Genomic DNA, 18,131 nt, shown 5'->3' on the forward strand with positions numbered 1-18,131 from the left:
ACGGCGGCGCCCGCCACACCAGGCGCCGCCGGAGCGGTTACTTCAGATCGGCCTCTTCAAAGCTGAACGAAGTATCCGGCATGACATAAAAGCCCGTCAGGTTTTTGGTATTGGCTGAAACCAGCTTTTCCACCACCAGCGGTGCCCACGGGCGATCGTTCCAGATGCGATCCTGCGCGTCTTTATAGAGCGAGGCTTTCTTCTGAGCGTCGGTGGTGTTTAGCGCATCGGCCAAATCTTTATCCACCTGCGGATTGCTGTAGAAAGCGGTATTGAAAATCGTCGGCGGCCAGGACTGCGTGGCGAACAGCGGCGTCAGCGCCCAGTTAGCTTCGCCCGTCGAGGCGCTCCAGCCGGTATAGAACATTTTCACGCCGCTCTCTTTCTGCCCTTTATCCTCAACCTGTGCCGCGCGCTGGCCGGCATCCATGGCGGTGACCGTAACTTTAATGCCTACCTGCGCCAGCTGCTGCTGGGTAAACTGCAACACTTTCTGCGCCGTGCTGTGGTTATGCGAAGACCACAGCGTGGTGCTGAAGCCGTTCGGATAGCCCGCTTCTTTCAGCAGCTCGCGCGCTTTCGCCGGGTTGTACGCCAGCGGCGGATAGCTTTGCGCATACTGAATCGATGGCGGCACGATGCCCGTGGCCGGCGTGGCGTAACCGGCAAAGGCGACCTTCACCAGCGCCTGGCGATTGATGGCGTAGTTGATGGCCTCGCGCACTTTGGGATTATCAAATGGCTTCTGCGTGACGTTAAAACTGATATAGCGCTGCATGATGGAAGGCGTAGCCACCAAATCTAATTTGCTGTTTTTTTCCAGCAGCTTGGCCTGCTCGTAAGGCACCGGGAAAGCCAGATTCGCCTCGCCGGTTTGCAGCATTGCCGCACGGGTATTGTTATCCACTACCGGCCGCCAGGTAATGCTGTCCAGCTTCGGATAGCCAGCCTGCCAGTAGCCCGCAAATTTTTTCACCTTTACAAAATCGGTCTGGTTCCAGGTTTCCAGCTCGTACGGGCCGGTGCCCACCGGGTGGAAGCCGATCTCTTTGCCATATTTTTTCAGCGCAGTTGGTGAAATCATCGCCGCTGCCGGGCTGGCAAGCGTGTTGATAAAAGCGGAGAACGGCTGTTTCAGGGTAATTTTCACGGTAGTGGGATCGATCACTTCCGTGGTCGCCACCGACTTAAACAGGTTGTAGCGCTTGAGGTGATTATCAGGGTTGCTGGCGCGATCCAGATTCACCTTCACCGCTTCAGCGTTGAAATCGGTACCGTCCTGGAACTTGATGCCGCTGCGCAGTTTAATGGTGTAAGTCAGGCCGTCCTTGCTGGCGTCAAAACTCTCCGCCAGCACGTTAATCCGCTTCATCTCTTTATCAAAGCCGAACAGGCCCTGATAGAAAGATTTGGCGACCGCCTGCGACAGCGTGTCGTTGGCGTCATAAGGATCGAGCGTGGTGAAATTAGAGCCAACGGCGATCACCGCATCTTTTGCCGCCCAGGCCGGGATCGCCGTCAGGCTGCTCAGGATCCCGGCAGCCAACAGCAGCTTGCGTTCAATAATCATGCTTTTTCTCCAGTGATTTTGTTATGCAGCATATTCAGACGCCGCCGACGGCATGACGGGCGACATAGTGCCCCGCACCGACTTCTACCAGCGGCGCGACTTCAGGCTCTTCGCCGATAGCCCGAATCGGGCTGGGTATCTCATCCGCCAGCAGCGCCCGTTCGCGACGGCGATGCTGCGGATCGGCTACCGGCACGGCAGACATTAATTTACGCGTATAGGGATGCTGGGGATTTTCGAATACCGCCTGGCGCGAACCTATCTCAACGATCTGCCCGAGGTACATCACCGCCACGCGGTGGCTGATCCGTTCCACTACCGCCATATCGTGAGAGATAAACAGAAAGGCGATGCCAAACTCCCGTTGCAGATCCATCATCAGATTGACGATTTGCGCCTGCACCGACACGTCCAGCGCCGAGACGGATTCATCAGCAATCACCACTTTAGGATTGAGCGCCAGCGCTCGCGCAATGCAGATACGCTGGCGCTGGCCGCCGGAAAACTCGTGCGGATAGCGCCGGGCATGTTCCGGCAGCAGGCCGACGCGCTCCAGCAGCCAGGCCACGCGCGCCTCGGCCTCTTTGCCTTTCGCCACGCCGTGCACCAGCAGCGGCTCCATAATAGAAAAGCCAACCGTCAGACGTGGATCGAGCGAAGCGTAGGGATCCTGAAAGATAAACTGAATATCGCGCCGCAGATGAGAAAGCGCCGCGCCGGTAAGGTTGTCGATGCGCTGGCCGTTAAAGGTGATGGTGCCGCCCTGGCTGGCGACCAGCCGCAGCAGCGAACGACCGGTGGTGGATTTCCCACAGCCCGATTCGCCAACCAGCGCCAGCGTTTCACCCGCGCGCAGATCGAAACTGACCTTTTCCACGGCATGAACGCGCCGCGTGACGCGATTCAGAATGCCGCTGCGTATATCGAACCGCGTCACCAAATCCCGCACCTGAAGCACCGGAGGCGCGTCGCTCACCACGGTATCCTGTTTTTCCTGCGCCGTTTCGCTGTCGGCCATTAACAATGGAAAACGAGCCGGGAAAGGCCTGCCCCGCATCGCGCCCAGCTTAGGCACCGCGGCCAGGAGCGCTTTGGTATAATCCTGCTGCGGATGCTGAAAAATGGCCTCAACCGGCCCGGTTTCTACCACGTCGCCGCGATACATCACCTGCACGCGATCGGCCATTTCCGCCACCACGCCCATATCATGGGTGATGAAAATAACGCCCATCTGCATCTCTTTTTGCAGTACGCGGATCAGCTGTAAGATTTGTGCCTGAATGGTGACGTCCAGCGCCGTGGTGGGTTCGTCGGCAATCAGCAGCGCCGGACGGCAGGAGAGCGCCATCGCAATCATCACCCGCTGACGCATGCCGCCGGAAAGCTGATGCGGAAAGCGGCCCAGCACGTTTTTGGCCTCCGGGATGCGCACCAGATCCAGCATCCGTTCGGCTTCCTTCAGCGCCTCGCGGTGGCTTTTACCCTGATGCAGAACAATCGATTCCGCGATCTGATCGCCGACGGGAAAGACCGGGTTAAGCGAGGTCATCGGTTCCTGAAAAATCATCGCCATATCCGCGCCGCGTACTCTGCGCAGCCCCGACTGCGGCGTGCGCAGCAGATCGATCGCTTCGCCGTTGCGGCGCCGGAGCCAGATTTCGCCGCTGTCGATGCGTCCCCCGCCCTGCTCCACCAGCCGCATCAGCGCCAGCGAGGTGACGGATTTTCCCGAGCCGGATTCGCCTACTATCGCCAACGTTTCGCCACGCTGCACCTCAAGCGAAAGGTTTTTCACCGCCTGCACGGTGTCGCCTTCCTGCGCAAAGCTGACGCTCAAGTTTTTGACCGACAAAACCTGTCCGGCGGACAGATCGGATCCACTGGCCATCCTGACTCCCTATTCTTCGCGATAGATTCCCACGTTTGGCGCATCGCCCACGTAGCCAAAACCCCGATACATGCCTTCGCTGTTAAACGGCAGCGCAATGTTGCCTTCGCGATCTATCGCTATCACGCCGCCGCTGCCGCCCAGCACGCTGATTTTTTCCATCACCACGCGCTCGCTGGCCTGCTTAAGCGACAGGCCGCCGTACTCCATCAGGGCAGCGATGTCATAGGCCGCCAGCGTACGCATAAACACTTCGCCGCTGCCGGTGCAGGAAACCGCTACGTTGGCGTTATTGGCGTAGCAGCCTGCGCCGACAATTGGCGAGTCGCCGACGCGTCCGGCCTGCTTGTTGGTCATGCCGCCTGTTGAGGTAGCCGCCGCCAGATTGCCGTGCCGATCCAGCGCCACCGCGCCTACGGTGCCGAATTTACGATCGGGGTCAAGCGGATCGTCGGACGCCTGCGCCGCGCCGTCATGATCCAGCATGGTTTGCTGCATCTTTAAGGCTCGCTGTAACTGCTCGTAGCGTTCCGGCGTAGAAAAGAAGTCGGGCGGCACCGGCGCGAAGCCTTGCTCAACGGCAAACCGCTCCGCGCCCTCGCCAATAAACAGCACGTGCGGGCTTTTCTCCAGCACGGCACGCGCGACCAGCACCGGATTGCGTACCTGCCTGACCCCCGCGACCGCGCCCGCTTCCAGCGATCTGCCGTCCATCACGCAGGCGTCGAGCTCATGGGTGCCCTGATGGGTAAAGACCGCGCCTTTTCCCGCATTGAACAGCGGGCACTCCTCCAGCAGACGCACGGCTTCCGTTACCGCATCCAGCGCGCTGCCGTCCTGCGCCAGGATAGCCTGTCCGCTGGCGACGATGTCGGAAAGCGCCTCGATATAAAGCCGTTCTTTTTCCGCGCTCAGGCTGGCGCGGGCAATAGCGCCAGCGCCGCCATGGATGACGATTGCTGCTCTGCTCATAATCCTTTTACCCTGCGTGCCAAATCGGCAAGAAAAACACTGTGTTAGAATGGTTTTGTCAAATTGTGACCGTTTTTGACTATAGGCAGGCTGTAAAGTGATGTAAAGCGGAAAGTGGGTACGGCGGTAATAACGAAAGCTTATGGTTTATAACCTGTTGGTAGCTTTACGTGACCGCGTCAATAATTCACGCCATACTATTTGCCATCTGATTGTATACGCCTGCCCGGCTGTCGGGCATGCCGAGGACGTTATGGAAGCTTTTACTGCGGGACTTATCTCCCTTGACGACGCGCTGTCTACCATGTTGGATCGCGTCACGCCGGTTGCAGAAACCGAAACGGTGCCGCTGACCGCGGCCACGGGCAGAATTACCGCCGCCGCCGTTATCTCTCCTGTTGATGTTCCCCCCTTTGCCAACTCCGCTATGGATGGCTACGCCGTACGCCTGGCCGACCTGGCGACGGGAAATCCGCTGCCCGTCGCCGGGAAAGCCTTTGCCGGAACGCCCTTTAGCGGCGAGTGGCCGGTCGGCAGCTGCATTCGCATTATGACCGGCGCGCCTGTACCGGCAGGTGCGGAGGCCGTGGTGATGCAGGAAGAAACCGAACAGGCTGGCGAAGCGGTGAAGTTTCTGGCCACGGTCAACGCCGGGCAGAATATTCGCCTGGCCGGTGAGGATATTGCTCAGGGCGCCAGCGTGCTGAGCGCCGGTATTCGTCTGGGCACGGCGGAGCTGCCGCTGCTGGCCTCGCTGGGCGTGCCGGAAGTGGCCGTTAAACGTCGGCTGCGCGTGGCGGTATTCTCTACCGGTGATGAGCTTCAGCCGGTCGGCGAACCGCTGGCCGCCGGTCAGATCTACGACACTAACCGTTTTGCCGTGCGCCTGATGCTGGAAAAGCTGGGCTGCGAGGTGATAGATCTTGGCATTATTCGCGATAATCAGGCCGCGCTGCGCGCCGCCTTTATTGAAGCGGACAGCCGGGCCGACGTGGTGATCAGCAGCGGCGGCGTTTCGGTGGGCGAAGCAGACTACACCAAAGCGATGCTGGAAGAGTTGGGCAAAATCGGCTTCTGGAAGCTGGCGATCAAGCCGGGCAAACCTTTTGCTTTCGGCCGACTGCAAAACAGCTGGTTCTGCGGCCTGCCGGGCAATCCCGTTTCCGCGGTGCTGACCTTTTATCAGCTGGTGCAGCCGCTGCTGGCGAAGCTTAGCGGCCTGACCGCTGTCGCGCTGCCGCCGCGCCAGCGGGTGAAAAGCGCCAGCAGCCTGAAAAAAACGCCGGGCAGGCTCGATTTTCAGCGCGGCAAACTGTCGCGCAACGCGCTGGGCGAGCTGGAAGTCAGCAGCACCGGCCCGCAGGGATCGCACGTCTTCAGCTCTTTCAGCCAGGCGAACTGCTTTATCGTGCTGGAGCGCGATCGCGGCAACGTGCAGGCCGGGGAATGGGTGGAAGTCGAGCCGTTCAACAGCCTGCTGGAGGGGTAATGAAACCGGAACTGAGCGACGAAGAGATGCTGCGCTACAACCGGCAAATTGTGCTGCGCGGCTTCGATTTCGACGGCCAGGAAGCGCTGAAGGCGGCAAAAGCATTAATCGTTGGGCTGGGCGGTTTAGGCTGCGCCGCCAGCCCCTATCTGGCTTCCGCTGGCGTGGGCCATCTGACGCTGCTCGATTTTGACCACGTCTCCGTTTCTAATTTGCAGCGGCAGATCCTGCATCGCGATGCGCAGGTTGGCCTGCCGAAGGTTGACTCCGCACGCCGTCAGCTAGGTGAAATCAATCCGCATATCGTGCTGGAAAGCATCGATCGCCAGCTTGAAGAGGCAGAACTGGCCGATCTGATCGCCCGGCATGACGTGGTGCTGGACTGTACGGATAACGTGGCGACCCGCGAGCAGCTAAACCGGCTCTGCTTCGCCAGCAAAACGCCGCTGGTTTCCGGCGCGGCTATCCGCATGGAAGGCCAGATTAGCGTCTTTACCTGGCAGGAAGCGGAGCCTTGCTATCGCTGCCTGAGCCGCCTCTTTGGCGATGCCGCGCTCAGCTGTGTGGAAGCGGGCGTGATGGCGCCGCTGGTCGGCGTCATCGGCTCGCTCCAGGCGATGGAAACCATCCGCCTGCTGAGCAAATATGGCGACAGCGTGGCGGGAAAACTGCTGATGTATGATGCGATGACATTACAGTTCCGCACGCTTAAGCTTGCCAAAGACCCCTGCTGCGAGGTTTGCGGCGGCTGACCTTCTTAGCGCGCCTTTTTTTGCAACGGCGCGCTCATTACTTGCCCGCTTAGTCTGTAAAAACAAGCCATTCTTCCGGCTGCCGCTATAGTTAGATCACTGCGAATGTCGCGCCAGGGAGTATTGCATGAGTGAGGAGCATCACCCGCAACCGGATGTCAGCATGCAGAGTCTGCGTCGCCTGCTGGTTGTATTTTTGCTGGTGATAGGCTGTGCCGTTGTGCTGGTGAACGGATGGGTGGTTTACAGTATTTGGCAGCGCGTTGTGAATGAAACTCAGAATAACGCCCGGAATTTATCACAATCGCTGTCACGACAAGCCGAAGATACGCTGCTGCCGGTCGAGCTGACGCTGCAGGATCTACGCGATCGTATTACGCTGGTCGGTCTGGACGCCGAGCGGCAAAACTACCTGCGCACGCTGTTAATGGAGCGAAAAGCTTCGCTGCCGCAGCTGCACGGCCTGTTTGTCTACGACCGCGCAGGCAACTGGGTGCTGACTTCTCAGGGAATGCTTAACCAGCGCAGCAATAATGCCGATCGCGCCTACTTTAAATATCATCAGCAGCATAGCGATTTGGATCTGCATATCGATGAGGTCATTCGCAGCCGCACCACCGGCGAGCTGGTTATTCCCGTTTCAATGAGGCTGAACAACCGCGACGGCACTTTTCGCGGCGTGCTGCTGGCTACGCTTCGCATCGACTATTTTCGGCAGATTTTTGGCTATTACAGCCTGGGTGACAAAGGCCTGCTGGCGCTGATGACCCATACGGGCAATATTCTTTACGTTCGTCCTTTTGTCGATAATCTGCTTAACCGCAACATAGCCAACAGTCCGCTGTTTACGCATCTGTTAAAAACTTCCCCCAACGGAACGGCAAGCTACAAAGCCGCGCTTGACGGCGTCGAACGTATTTTTGGCTATGCGAGCCTGAAACGCTATCCCTTGGTGATTACCGTCGGCTATGACAAAAAGCAGCTGGTGCAGGCCTGGCTGGCCGAGCTGGTGGTTTATTTGTCGCTGTGCGCGCTGCTGCTGCTGGTGATTGCCGCGCTGGGCTGGCTGCTGCTGCGTAATATTGGCCATACTATCCGCGATCAGGAGGAGCTGGCCACGGCGCGCGACCGGCTGACGGCGATAAACCGTACGCTGCAAACGCTGGCGCTGGTGGACAGCCTTACCGGTCTGGCGAATCGCCGCCAGTTCGACCTCTATCTGGATCGCAGCCTGGAGCGCGCCAATAAGCTGCGTTCGCCGATGGCGCTGCTGATGATAGATGTGGATTCATTTAAGCGGTTCAACGACACCTACGGCCATCTGGCCGGCGACGAGTGTTTGAAATACGTCGGCAACGCCCTGTTGAACATTGGGCTTCGCTCCGATGACCTGATCGCACGCTACGGCGGCGAGGAGTTTGCGGTGATCCTTACCGATTGCGGCCAGGAGGCGGCGATGAAAGTGGCGGAAAGGATAAGAGAAGCCGTTGCCGCGCTGGAGATCCCACATCGTAACAGCGAAAGCGCGGCTAAAGTAGTGACTATCAGCATAGGTCTCCATGTGATGCAGAGCAATCAGCCGGAAGATCGCCAGACGCTGATAGGCCAGGCGGATAAAGCGCTTTATCAGGCAAAATTAGCCGGAAGGAATAGAGTGGAAATATTCCAGTAATTTCCAGAAAACATCAAATAGTTGCGCACCTTCACCTTTTTCTGCGCTGTTATCCTTTATTCTTTACGCGCCAAACCAGCCAGCCCTTTGCTTATCTCGCCCCGCTGGCGTAGTTTACAGGACACAAGGAACAGGGATATGGGTAGCTATTTATGCCCGTCTGACATGAGTGATGTCTGGCATAAGGACGAAGGAAACGGAGAAAATATGGATATTCTGGAACAGCGCGTTGAGCGACTTGAAGAAGATACGCGACAGATAAAACTCGATCTTGCCGTGCTTACGGCTCGTTCAGAAAATTTTGCCACCAAAACGGACGTGGCGGAACTCAGAGCCGAGTTGATAAAAGAGATAGCCGCCAGCGAGGCGCGCACTAATATCAGATTTGAAAAGATCGATGAAAAATTCGAGCGAATAGACGAAAAATTCGAGCGAATAGATGAAAAATTCGAGCGAATGTTTGAGAAGTTTAACGATATCAACAGCAGGATCACCTGGACGCTGATGATACCGGCGCTGGTGGCCGTTCTTCTGTGGTTTGTTAAAACCGCGATCCTGAAAATCTGACCCGATAGCTTACCGGGCCAATAAGGCGGAGCAGATGCCCCGCCTTTTTATTTAATTCAGGCGATACCTTTGCTGCGCAGGTAATCTTCGTAATTACCGGTGAAGTCGTGGATTTTGCCCGGCGTCATTTCAATCACGCGGGTCGCCAGCGAGCTGACGAACTCACGGTCGTGCGAAACGAAAATCAGCGTGCCTTCGTACATCTCCAGCGCCATGTTCAGCGCCTCGATGGATTCCATATCCAGGTGGTTGGTCGGCTCATCCATAATCAGCACATTCGGCTTTTCCATCATCAGCTTGCCAAACAGCATACGGCCCTTTTCGCCACCGGAAAGGACTTTCGCTGGCTTTTTGATATCATCCTGGCTGAACAGCAGGCGACCCAGAATGCTGCGTACTGCCTGCTCGTCATCCCCTTCCTGCATCCACTGGCTCATCCAGTCGAACACCGTCAGGTCGTTGGCAAAATCATGCGCGTGATCCTGCGCATAATAGCCGATGCGGGCGTTTTCTGACCATTTAACCGTGCCGTTATCCGGCTGCTGTTCGCCCACCAGCGTTTTCAGCAGCGTGGATTTACCGATACCGTTCGGCCCGATAATCGCAAGCTTTTCGCCTACTTCCAGCAGCAGGTTAACGTTTTTAAACAGCGGGCCCTGATCGAAGCCTTTGGTCAGTCCTGCCAGCTCCAGCGCATTACGGAACAGCTTTTTATCCTGCTCGAAGCGAATAAACGGGTTCTGACGGCTGGAGGCCTTCACCTCATCCAGCTTGATTTTATCAATCTGCTTGGCGCGGGAAGTTGCCTGACGCGATTTAGAGGCGTTGGCGCTAAAGCGGCTGACGAAAGATTGCAGCTCGTTAATCTGCGCTTTCTTCTTGGCGTTATCGGCAAGCAGACGTTCGCGCGCCTGGGTTGCCGCCGTCATGTATTCGTCATAGTTGCCCGGATAAACGCGCAGCTCGCCGTAATCCAGATCGGCCATATGGGTGCAGACCATATTCAGGAAGTGACGGTCGTGCGAAATAATAATCATGGTGCTGTTACGTTCGTTCAGCACCTGCTCCAGCCAGCGAATGGTATCGATGTCCAGGTTGTTGGTTGGTTCGTCGAGCAGCAGGATCTCTGGATTAGAGAACAGCGCCTGCGCCAGCAGCACGCGCAGCTTCCAGCCCGGCGCAACTTCGCTCATGGGGCCGTAATGCTGCTCCAGCGGAATCCCCACGCCCAGCAGCAGTTCGCCAGCGCGCGATTCTGCGGTGTAACCGTCCATTTCGCCGTATTTTTCTTCCAGATCGGCCACTTTATAGCCGTCTTCTTCGCTCATTTCCGGAAGCGCGTAAATGCGGTCACGCTCTTCTTTCACTTCCCACAGCTCGCCGTGGCCCATGATGACCGTATCCAGCACCGAGTACTGCTCAAAGGCGAACTGATCCTGACGGAGTTTACCGATGCGCTCGTTAGGATCGAGCGACACGTTGCCCGCAGACGGCACCAGGTCGCCGCCGAGAATTTTCATAAAGGTGGACTTGCCGCTACCGTTGGCACCGATCAGGCCATAGCGGTTGCCGCCGCCAAATTTGACAGAGATGTTTTCGAACAGCGGCTTACTGCCAAACTGCATGGTGACGTTGCTGGAAACTAGCACAGGATTGCCTTTCATTTACGATGGGGGAATAAATCAGCGCATAGTATGCCAAAAAAAAGGGGCGGCGAATACACCGCCGCCCGCTGAAGCTTCCCGATTTCGCTAATGACTTTCCGCTTTACGTTCCGGCGATCGTACGGCTCGTGTCTCAACGTCGTTACTCAGCCAGTCATGCAGATAATGTTCGATCTGCTCCAGGCTGCGGTTGCGCGTTTCCGGCACGCATTTGATAACAAAGACCGCGCCAAACAGGCCAATAAAGGCGAAGATAAAGAACGCGCCGGAAAGCCCTACCGTGGCCAGCAGCATCGGGAAAACCAGCGAGATAATGAAGTTGGCAATCCACATAGCAAATACCGCGCCGCCCATAAAAATCCCGCGCAGGCGAGTCGGGAAGATTTCCGAAAGCAGCAGCCAGGTGACCGGCGACAGCGCGCCCTGCTGGAAGCTAAGGAACATCAGCATGCCCAGCAATACCAGATAGCTACGCATCATGTCCGGCTGGCCATTGACCGTTTCCGGCATAAAATAGCTGATGCAGCCAATAAACAGCAGGCAGGCGGTGCAGCCGAACTGACCGATCATGGTCAGGGTGCGGCGTCCCAAACGGCCCAGCAGCCAGATCCCCACAAAGGTCATCAGTACTGAAATCACGCCGTTGGCGATAGTGGCAAACAGCGCAGCGTCGGTGCTCATACCCACCGCCTTCAGCATGGTAGGCGCGTAATACATAATGGTGTTTACGCCGGAAAGCTGTTGGATCACCGCTACGCCGATCCCGATAAGAAACAGTTTGAACAGCCAGCGCTTGCGCAGCTCTTTCAGGCTGGGCTTGTTTTTGTTTTCCTCTTCGCTGAGCGTTTCCTCAATTTCCGTCATCTCCCACTCGACGTCACTTTTGGCACGGGTTCTCTCCAGCACCTTGCGCGCCTCCGCCAGACGTCCTTTCATCGCGTACCAGCGCGGCGTATCGGGCATAAACATCATGCCGAACCAGAGCGCTACGGCGGGTACGGTAGCGACCGCCAGCATCCAGCGCCAGGTCTGCTCGCCGCCCCAGGCCGCGTTAAAACCGGCATTGGAAATATAGGCCAGCATCTGACCGGACACGATCATTAGCTCCTGGAGCGTAACCAGCTGTCCGCGCTTGTTGGCAGGCGCGATTTCGGCAATGTAGACCGGCACGGTTGCCGCCGCGCCGCCTACCGCCACGCCTAATACCAGGCGGAAGAAAATCATCCAGTGCACATCAGGTGCCAGTGAGGTTCCCAGTGCGCCGATGGCGAAAATGACGGCGAGAACGATAATGATTTTCTTCCGCCCGGCTGCCGCGGCGAAATGACCGGAAATCAGCGCGCCGAACGCAGCGCCGAACAGCAGCGAACTGGTCACCAGGCCGGTAGTGAATGGCGTAAGATGCAGCTCCGTGCCCATAAACAGCAGCGCACCGGAAATAACCCCGGTGTCGTAACCAAACAGCAGGCCGCCCAGCGTGGCGATAACGGCGATCACTTTGACGAAGGGTTCCGTTCGCGACGTGCTGTTAGGCCCCGAGGCCCGATTGGGCGTGAGATATTGTTCTTTAGGCATTATGTTGACCTCTTCGTTATTCGCAGGTCAGGCCGCCAGAAATAAAGTGGCGCCTGGTGTGTTCTCCAGGCTCTTAACTTAGTGCATTTCTTTCATTTAAAATAACAATGAAAATTAAATTTTGCGGCACAGCTCTCACCGCATCGCTGCTTTTGTGACGCAAGTATCATAAGTGGGGCGCAACCTGTCGCCACACCCTACCCTGTCTGGGTTAAAACAGAAAAGCGCACCCTTATCCAACTAAAACTTTTATTTCATTTTAATGAAAAAGCATCGGATAATTTTGCCGTGGGCGGTTTATGACCGTTAAGCATTTCGATCGTGGAGGGAAACACGGCTGTAACAGGCGAGGCAGATGTTTTCATAAAAGGCCGCACTGGCAGGAACGGGCAAAGCCAGGTAAGGCGACCGGCGGCGACGTTGCGTTACCGCCGGTCGGGCAAGGGCCTCAGCCCGCCGGCGTATCGCCGCTTTCTGCGGGGCCGAAAACGGAGTAGTCCGGCAGCTGCACGTTTTGATAAAGCTCCCAGCCGCCGCCCAGCGCTTTATAGAGCGCGACCAGATCCAGGCTGCTCTGCACCCTGGCAGATGCGGCCTGCTGCTTCGCCTGAGCCAGCTGGCGCTGCGCGGTTAGCGCGTCGATAAACGAAGAAAGCCCCTTGCCATAGCTGTCGTTAGCCAAATCGAAGGCGTTTTGCAGCGCGTCAACCGTTTGATCCAGCCCTTCCACCTGCTGCTGATCGGTGCGATAGCTGACTAACGCGTTTTCCACATCCTGCAAGGCAGTCAGAACCGTCTGCCGATAGCCAAGCGCGGCGCTGGCCTGCTCCGCTCTGGCGAGTTTTACGCCAGAAACCAGCCTGCCGCCCTGGAAAATCGGCAGCGAGACCGAGGCGCCGTAGCTGTAGAAATGGCTGCTCCAGTTATCCAGATAGCTGGCGTCGGTATTACGCATTCCGAACTGCCCAGTCAGCGAGAAATCCGGGAACAGCTGTGCGACGGAAACGCCAATACTGGCTGTCGCCTCATGCAGTCTCGCTTCCGCCTGACGCACGTCCGGACGCCGGCGCGCCAGCGTGGACGGCAGACCCACCGATACCGCTTTTGGCAAGGCCGGCATCGCTTTCGGCGCGGCCAGCTCGGCATCCAGCGCCCCCGGCGGCTTGCCGATCAGCACCGCCAGCCCGTTCATCGCCTGATGCATTTGCGATTCATACTGCGGCAGCTGCGCGCGCAGAGAATGCAGCTGGGCGCGAGCGTTTTCCACGTCCATCTGAGGCGCGAGGCCGTTGCGCTGCTGGCTTTGCGTCAGCTCCAGCGTTTGCTGCGCCACTTCAATCTGCGTTTGCAGCGTCTGGCTAATCAGCTGCGCGCCGCGCAGCTGTAAATAGGTGCGGGCTACCTCGGCCTCAAGCGAAACCAGCGCGTCGTTACGGCTTTCCAGCGACTCCTGCTGCTGCGCGCCTGCTGCCTCAACCTGCCGACGGACTTTGCCCCACAGATCCAGCTCCCAGGAGGCGTCGAAGCTACCCTGGTAAAGCCCGACCGGCTTGGTCAGCCCGTTCAGCGCCGAGCGAACGTCGGTATCGCCGCTGACCTCATCCAGCTGGCTGTAGACGCCTTTCGATTCCAGCTCGCCTTTCAGGCCCAGCTGCTGGCGCTGTGCCGAGGCGGCACCGTTGATCGAGGGGAACCATGCGCCGCGAGCCTGATTAAGCTGCTGACGAGAACCGGCGATGCGCAAAACAGCCTGCTGCAGGCTCAGATTGCCGACGATGGCGCGATCGATCAGGCTGTTTAGCTGCGGATCGTTAAACGATTTCCACCAGCCCGGATTGGTGACAGTGGCCTGGGGACGAGACGCGCGATCCGACGCCAGCGAGTTGAAAGCAGCGGGCGTGGACGGTTTCGGCGCCCGGTAGTCCGGCCCGACGCTACAGGCCGACAGCGTAATAGCCGCAACCAGCAGCACGCCGAGCCGCGAACGCGTAAATAAAGGAGAAACGTTCATGTCAGTGTGCTCCTGCACTGCCCTCGCTCTTAATCGGCGCCAGCAGTAAACAAAATGGAATAAGAACCAGGGCGACAATGCTCAGGCCCATAAAAACGTCGATATAGGCCAGAATACGCGCCTGGACGATCATCTCTTTATAGACCTGCCCTGTCGCTATCGTAATCGGATCGCCCACCGCTGAGGTAAAGTCTCTGACCCCCTGCGCCCAGCGTTCTACCGTCAGATTGAACGGCTCGTTAAGCGGCGTCATGTTATGCACCATGTGCGCGCTACGCGCCTGCTCCCGCTCGGTAATCATCGCCGTAGAAAGCGAAATGCCTATCGAACCCGCCACGTTACGACACATGGTGAACAGCGCTGACGCATCCGCATTTAGCTTTTGTGGAATAGTCACGAACGCAATGGTCGTTAACGGCACAAACAGGAAACCCAGCCCGATGGTCTGCGCGCTGCGCATCATCACCAGCGTGGTGAAATCGATATTGGGCGTCAGCTTCGCGGAATAGAGAAAAGAGACAAACAGGCAGGTAAAACCGAAGGCGATAATCCAGCGCGTCTGGACGATCGGCATCAGCTTCAGCACCAGCGGAATGGTCAGCACAATCAGCACCGCTCCGGGCGAAAGCACCAGCCCTGACCAGGTGGCGGTATAGCCCAGATCCTGCTGCGCCAGCTGGGGGATCACCACCGAGCTGCCGTAGAGAATAGCCGCCATGCCGGACATCAGAATACTGGCGACGGCAAAGTTGCGGTCTTTCAGCACGTGCAGATCCACCACCGGCTTTTTAGCATAGAGCAGCCAGTAAACCGCGCCGACCAGCCCGATAGCGCTCAGTATGGCGAAGGTCATAATGAAATTAGAGCTGAACCAGTCGTCATCTTCGCCGCGATCGAGAAAGACCTGCAAACAGCCCAGCCCCAGGGTAATTAAACCGATACCGATATAGTCGATATTCAGTTTCCCTTTGGCCCATTTACGCTCCCAGGGCGGATCTTCCAGCAGCTGATAGATAGCCAGCACGCTCAGAATGCCGACCGGGATATTAATAAAGAATACCCAGCGCCAGCTGTAGTTATCGGTGATCCAGCCGCCCAGCGTCGGGCCAAGCACCGGTGCGACGATAATGGCGATAGAGGAAAGACCAAACGCCTTGCCGCGATCTTCCGGCTTAAAGTAGTCCAACAGTACCGATTGCTGTACCGGCTGCAGGCCGCCGCCGAAAAAGCCCTGCAGGATCCTGAACAGAATGATCTGCCACAGCTCGGTAGCGATGCCGCACAGGAAAGAGCAGACGGTAAACATCACAATACAGATCAGAAAGAACTGCTTGCGGCCAAATACGCGGCTGAGGAAGGCGGAGATCGGCAGCACGATGCCGTTCGCCACCAGATAGGAGGTCAGCACCCAGGTTGACTCGTCATAGCTGGATGAGAGCGAACCGGCGACGTGCGGCAGCGCCACGTTGACAATGGTGGTGTCCAGGATCTCCATAAACACCGCCAGCGTCACCGTCATCGCGACCAGCCAGGGGTTACTGGCCGGCTGCCAGCTCTGGCTTTGACTCATTCCACTGTTACCTCAGGCTCCACCGACAGCCCCAGCGGCAGCGGCTTGTTCGGATCCAGTCCCTTATCGATAACGATCTTGACCGGCACGCGCTGGACAATTTTCACATAGTTGCCGGTCGCGTTTTCCGACGGGAAGGTAGAGAAACGGGAGCCTGAACCCATCTGAATGCTTTCCACGTGCCCTTCCAGCTTCATATCCGGCCAGGCATCCACGGAAATATGCACTTTATCGCCAGGGTTCATTCTTTCCAGCTGCGACTCTTTAAAGTTGGCGGTGATCCAGACATCTGGCGAAACCAGCGAAAACAGCGAGGTGCCAGCCTGAACCAGCGTGCCGACCTGCACGTTACGTTTAGTGACGAAGCCATCGTAAGGCGCGCGCACTTCTGTATAGGAAAGGTTGAGGTTAGCCGTGTTCAGCTGCGCTTTGGCCTGTTCGACCTGCTGCTGACGAGCTTCCACGTTGGTTTCCTGCTGGCGAATTTGCAGCTGGATTTGCGAAGCAACTTCTACCTGCGCTTTCGCGCTTTCCAGCTCGGCCTTCGCGCTTCTTAACTGCGCGCTGGCCGCATCAATATTACGCTGCGAGGTTGCACGCGGATCGACGCCGCGCTGGCGTTTGTAATCTTCCTGAGCGTTAAGGAAGTTAGCTTCCGCCTTGGCCTGCTGCGCCAGCGCCTGATCTTTCTGCGCCGGATACTGCACTTTAGACAGCGCCAGAGAAGCCTGCGCCTGATGCAACTGCGCCACGGCCAGGCCAAGCTGGGCCTGAGCCTGATCGCGCTGCGCCTGGGTATCCTGCGGATCGATAACCACCAGCAGATCGCCCTTTTTCACCCGCTGGTTATCGGTAACCAGCAGCTTAGTGACGTAGCCGGAGGCTTTAGGCGCAATAGTCACGGCGTCCGATTCCGTAAAGGCGTCGTCCGTCGTTTCTATATTGCGGCCGGTAAACCAGAAGTAAAAGCCGACAATAATCATGACGATCACCACAATCGCCAGAATAATCAGCGGCTTTTTGCCGGGGCGTTTACGTTCCGCCTGGCCCTCGTCCTGCTGCTGGTCGTCCTGCTGCGGTTTGTCGTTTTGGTCGTCAGACTGCGAATTATTCTGCGGATGACGCTGGTCATCATCTGAGGAAGAATTTGATTGATTAGCCATAGTTCTCATCAGGTTACGGCGGGCTCAAGCCGAGCCCGCAAGATTCACGCTGTTATAAACATAGGGCCTAAATTGACAAATGCCAGTGTTTCTTTACAAAGTCAGAAAAGATTCAGGCTACAGCGCATCAATGCCTAAAAGCAGCACCCAGCCCAGCGCCATCGCCCACAGCAGCATGGGCAGCGAGTAGAAGTGGAAACGCAGCCAGACAGAGCGATCTTTCGCCATCCGCAGCGCGATAAGGTTTGCCAGCGAACCGGGCAGCAGCCCGAAACCGCCGATATTCACCGCCCAGGCCAGCAGCGTGCTGGCTGGCAGATTCGCCAGCAGTAAAATAGTAGCCGGCACGTTGCTGATAATCTGCGACAGGCCGATCGCCAGCAGATATTTCCCGCCCTCCGGCAGCTGCGGAATTTGCTGGAGCAGATGCTGTAAAGCGGGAAGTCGGGTTAACAGAAAAACATCCACGAACATGGCGATAAATACCGCCAGCAGGCTCCAGTCGATCGCCAGCAGCGTGCGGCGTGCCATCAGCAGGAAAACGCCAAATACCAGCAGAACGCCCCAGCCCGCATAGCCCATCTCCAGCGCGATAATAAACAGCAAATAGAGCACGACGCTGGCAATCAGCAACGAGCGCTGCCATTGCGTTTCCGGCGACTGTGACGAGCGCTCGATCCGTTTCGCCGAAAAACTGACGGCGGTAAGCAGCAGCAGGCTGGCCAGCAGCGCCCCGCCCAGCGGCAGCATCTGGCCGATAAAACCGGCGAAGCCGACGTGGCCGTGTTGCCACAGCAGGATATTTTGCGGATTGCCTATGGGCGTGAGCAGCGATCCGGCGTTAACCGCCAGCGCCTCAAAGATGACCAGCCGGGCGATCGGCAGCGAAGAGTAGCGACGCAGCGTCAGCGTCAGCGGCACCAGGATAAAGAGTGCGACATCGTTGGTCAGGAAAGTGGACAGCAGCGCGGCGGCAGCGGTCAGAAACAGCGCCAGCGAACGCTCTGACTGAAAGCGCTGCACCAGGCGACGTCCCAACACGTCGAAATAACCGCTGGCTTCGATGCCTTTGGTCAGCATCAACAGCCCGCCCAGCGTCAGTATGGTCGACCAGTCCACCGCCGCAGGCAGCTGCCGCAGCGAGAAAGGCGCAAAGCAGGCCAGCAGCAGGCCCAGTAAAATTAACAGATGCAGAAAGCGATCGTGCAAAAAAGGCCTGAGCAGCGTTGCCATACGGA

13 protein-coding genes are annotated in these 18,131 nt (G+C 57.6%); 4 read left to right on the forward strand and 9 right to left on the reverse strand.

The window, feature by feature from the left end; all coding sequences use genetic code 11:
- Window positions 1-37: 37 nt before the first annotated feature.
- The 3 genes from gsiB to QZH36_RS05595 are packed head-to-tail and all read right to left on the reverse strand — an operon-like array spanning window position 38 to window position 4,430.
- Window positions 38-1,570: a glutathione ABC transporter substrate-binding protein GsiB gene (gsiB, locus tag QZH36_RS05585; protein ID WP_253454765.1), complete on the reverse strand. Its 1,533-nt coding sequence runs from the start codon at window positions 1,568-1,570 to the stop codon at window positions 38-40.
- A gap of 34 nt (window positions 1,571-1,604) precedes the next feature.
- A complete protein-coding gene (gene gsiA, locus QZH36_RS05590; RefSeq protein WP_301729790.1) occupies window positions 1,605-3,458 on the reverse strand; it encodes a glutathione ABC transporter ATP-binding protein GsiA in 1,854 nt (617 codons plus the stop codon).
- A 9-nt stretch (window positions 3,459-3,467) separates the two neighbouring features.
- Window positions 3,468-4,430 carry an isoaspartyl peptidase/L-asparaginase gene (locus tag QZH36_RS05595; protein WP_253454767.1) on the reverse strand — a complete coding sequence of 321 codons (963 nt, stop codon included), beginning with the start codon at window positions 4,428-4,430 and terminating at the stop codon, window positions 3,468-3,470.
- Window positions 4,431-4,683: 253 nt separating this feature from the next.
- Here QZH36_RS05595 and moeA point away from each other — a divergent pair, with 253 nt between their 5' ends.
- From moeA to QZH36_RS05615, 4 genes are all read left to right on the forward strand, one after another.
- Window positions 4,684-5,919: a molybdopterin molybdotransferase MoeA gene (gene moeA, locus QZH36_RS05600; RefSeq protein WP_301729791.1), complete on the forward strand. Its 1,236-nt coding sequence runs from the start codon at window positions 4,684-4,686 to the stop codon at window positions 5,917-5,919.
- Window positions 5,919-6,671 (forward strand): molybdopterin-synthase adenylyltransferase MoeB, encoded by a 753-nt coding sequence (moeB, locus tag QZH36_RS05605; RefSeq protein WP_253454769.1) that lies wholly within the window; start codon window positions 5,919-5,921, stop codon window positions 6,669-6,671. The genes moeA and moeB overlap by 1 nt, the downstream gene beginning before the upstream one ends.
- Window positions 6,672-6,798: 127 nt before the next feature.
- The gene (locus tag QZH36_RS05610; RefSeq protein ID WP_301729792.1) at window positions 6,799-8,343 is read left to right on the forward strand and encodes a GGDEF domain-containing protein; all 1,545 of its coding nucleotides are present in this window, start codon (window positions 6,799-6,801) and stop codon (window positions 8,341-8,343) included.
- 21 nt (window positions 8,344-8,364) lie between these two features.
- Window positions 8,365-8,910 (forward strand): coiled-coil domain-containing protein, encoded by a 546-nt coding sequence (locus QZH36_RS05615; protein ID WP_301729793.1) that lies wholly within the window; start codon window positions 8,365-8,367, stop codon window positions 8,908-8,910.
- 56 nt (window positions 8,911-8,966) lie between these two features.
- Here QZH36_RS05615 and QZH36_RS05620 read toward each other — a convergent pair whose 3' ends face one another.
- The 6 genes from QZH36_RS05620 to QZH36_RS05645 all read right to left on the reverse strand — a co-directional run bounded on the left by QZH36_RS05620 (window position 8,967) and on the right by QZH36_RS05645 (window position 18,126).
- On the reverse strand, window positions 8,967-10,559 hold the full coding sequence (locus QZH36_RS05620; RefSeq protein WP_253454772.1) for an ABC-F family ATPase: 1,593 nt from the start codon (window positions 10,557-10,559) through the stop codon (window positions 8,967-8,969).
- A gap of 102 nt (window positions 10,560-10,661) precedes the next feature.
- Window positions 10,662-12,149 (reverse strand): sugar porter family MFS transporter, encoded by a 1,488-nt coding sequence (locus QZH36_RS05625; protein ID WP_301729794.1) that lies wholly within the window; start codon window positions 12,147-12,149, stop codon window positions 10,662-10,664.
- A gap of 448 nt (window positions 12,150-12,597) precedes the next feature.
- The gene (locus QZH36_RS05630) at window positions 12,598-14,160 is read right to left on the reverse strand and encodes an efflux transporter outer membrane subunit (protein WP_253454774.1); all 1,563 of its coding nucleotides are present in this window, start codon (window positions 14,158-14,160) and stop codon (window positions 12,598-12,600) included.
- A 1-nt stretch (window position 14,161) separates the two neighbouring features.
- Window positions 14,162-15,730, reverse strand: coding sequence for a DHA2 family efflux MFS transporter permease subunit (locus QZH36_RS05635; RefSeq protein WP_301251253.1), 1,569 nt, complete (start codon window positions 15,728-15,730; stop codon window positions 14,162-14,164).
- The gene (locus tag QZH36_RS05640; RefSeq protein WP_253454776.1) at window positions 15,727-16,902 is read right to left on the reverse strand and encodes an HlyD family secretion protein; all 1,176 of its coding nucleotides are present in this window, start codon (window positions 16,900-16,902) and stop codon (window positions 15,727-15,729) included. Before QZH36_RS05640 ends, QZH36_RS05635 begins: the two co-directional genes overlap by 4 nt.
- A 108-nt stretch (window positions 16,903-17,010) precedes the next feature.
- Entirely contained in the window at window positions 17,011-18,126 is a 1,116-nt protein-coding gene (locus tag QZH36_RS05645) for an SLC13 family permease (protein WP_301729795.1), read from the reverse strand.
- Between the last annotated feature and the right edge of the window lie 5 nt (window positions 18,127-18,131).

The organism is Erwinia wuhanensis (assembly GCF_030484085.1).
GTDB classification, from domain to species: Bacteria; Pseudomonadota; Gammaproteobacteria; order Enterobacterales; family Enterobacteriaceae; genus Erwinia; species Erwinia aeris.

Bases quoted from the DNA above. Each gene is read 5' to 3' on its own strand.
- moeA (WP_301729791.1), top strand. From the start codon at position 4,684: ATGGAAGCTTTTACTGCGGGACTTATCTCCCTTGACGACGCGCTGTCT.
- QZH36_RS05625 (WP_301729794.1), bottom strand. From the start codon at position 12,149: ATGCCTAAAGAACAATATCTCACGCCCAATCGGGCCTCGGGGCCTAAC.
- QZH36_RS05635 (WP_301251253.1), bottom strand. From the start codon at position 15,730: ATGAGTCAAAGCCAGAGCTGGCAGCCGGCCAGTAACCCCTGGCTGGTC.
- QZH36_RS05630 (WP_253454774.1), bottom strand. From the start codon at position 14,160: ATGAACGTTTCTCCTTTATTTACGCGTTCGCGGCTCGGCGTGCTGCTG.
- gsiA (WP_301729790.1), bottom strand. From the start codon at position 3,458: ATGGCCAGTGGATCCGATCTGTCCGCCGGACAGGTTTTGTCGGTCAAA.
- QZH36_RS05645 (WP_301729795.1), bottom strand. From the start codon at position 18,126: ATGGCAACGCTGCTCAGGCCTTTTTTGCACGATCGCTTTCTGCATCTG.
- moeB (WP_253454769.1), top strand. From the start codon at position 5,919: ATGAAACCGGAACTGAGCGACGAAGAGATGCTGCGCTACAACCGGCAA.
- QZH36_RS05640 (WP_253454776.1), bottom strand. From the start codon at position 16,902: ATGAGAACTATGGCTAATCAATCAAATTCTTCCTCAGATGATGACCAG.
- QZH36_RS05595 (WP_253454767.1), bottom strand. From the start codon at position 4,430: ATGAGCAGAGCAGCAATCGTCATCCATGGCGGCGCTGGCGCTATTGCC.
- gsiB (WP_253454765.1), bottom strand. From the start codon at position 1,570: ATGATTATTGAACGCAAGCTGCTGTTGGCTGCCGGGATCCTGAGCAGC.
- QZH36_RS05610 (WP_301729792.1), top strand. From the start codon at position 6,799: ATGAGTGAGGAGCATCACCCGCAACCGGATGTCAGCATGCAGAGTCTG.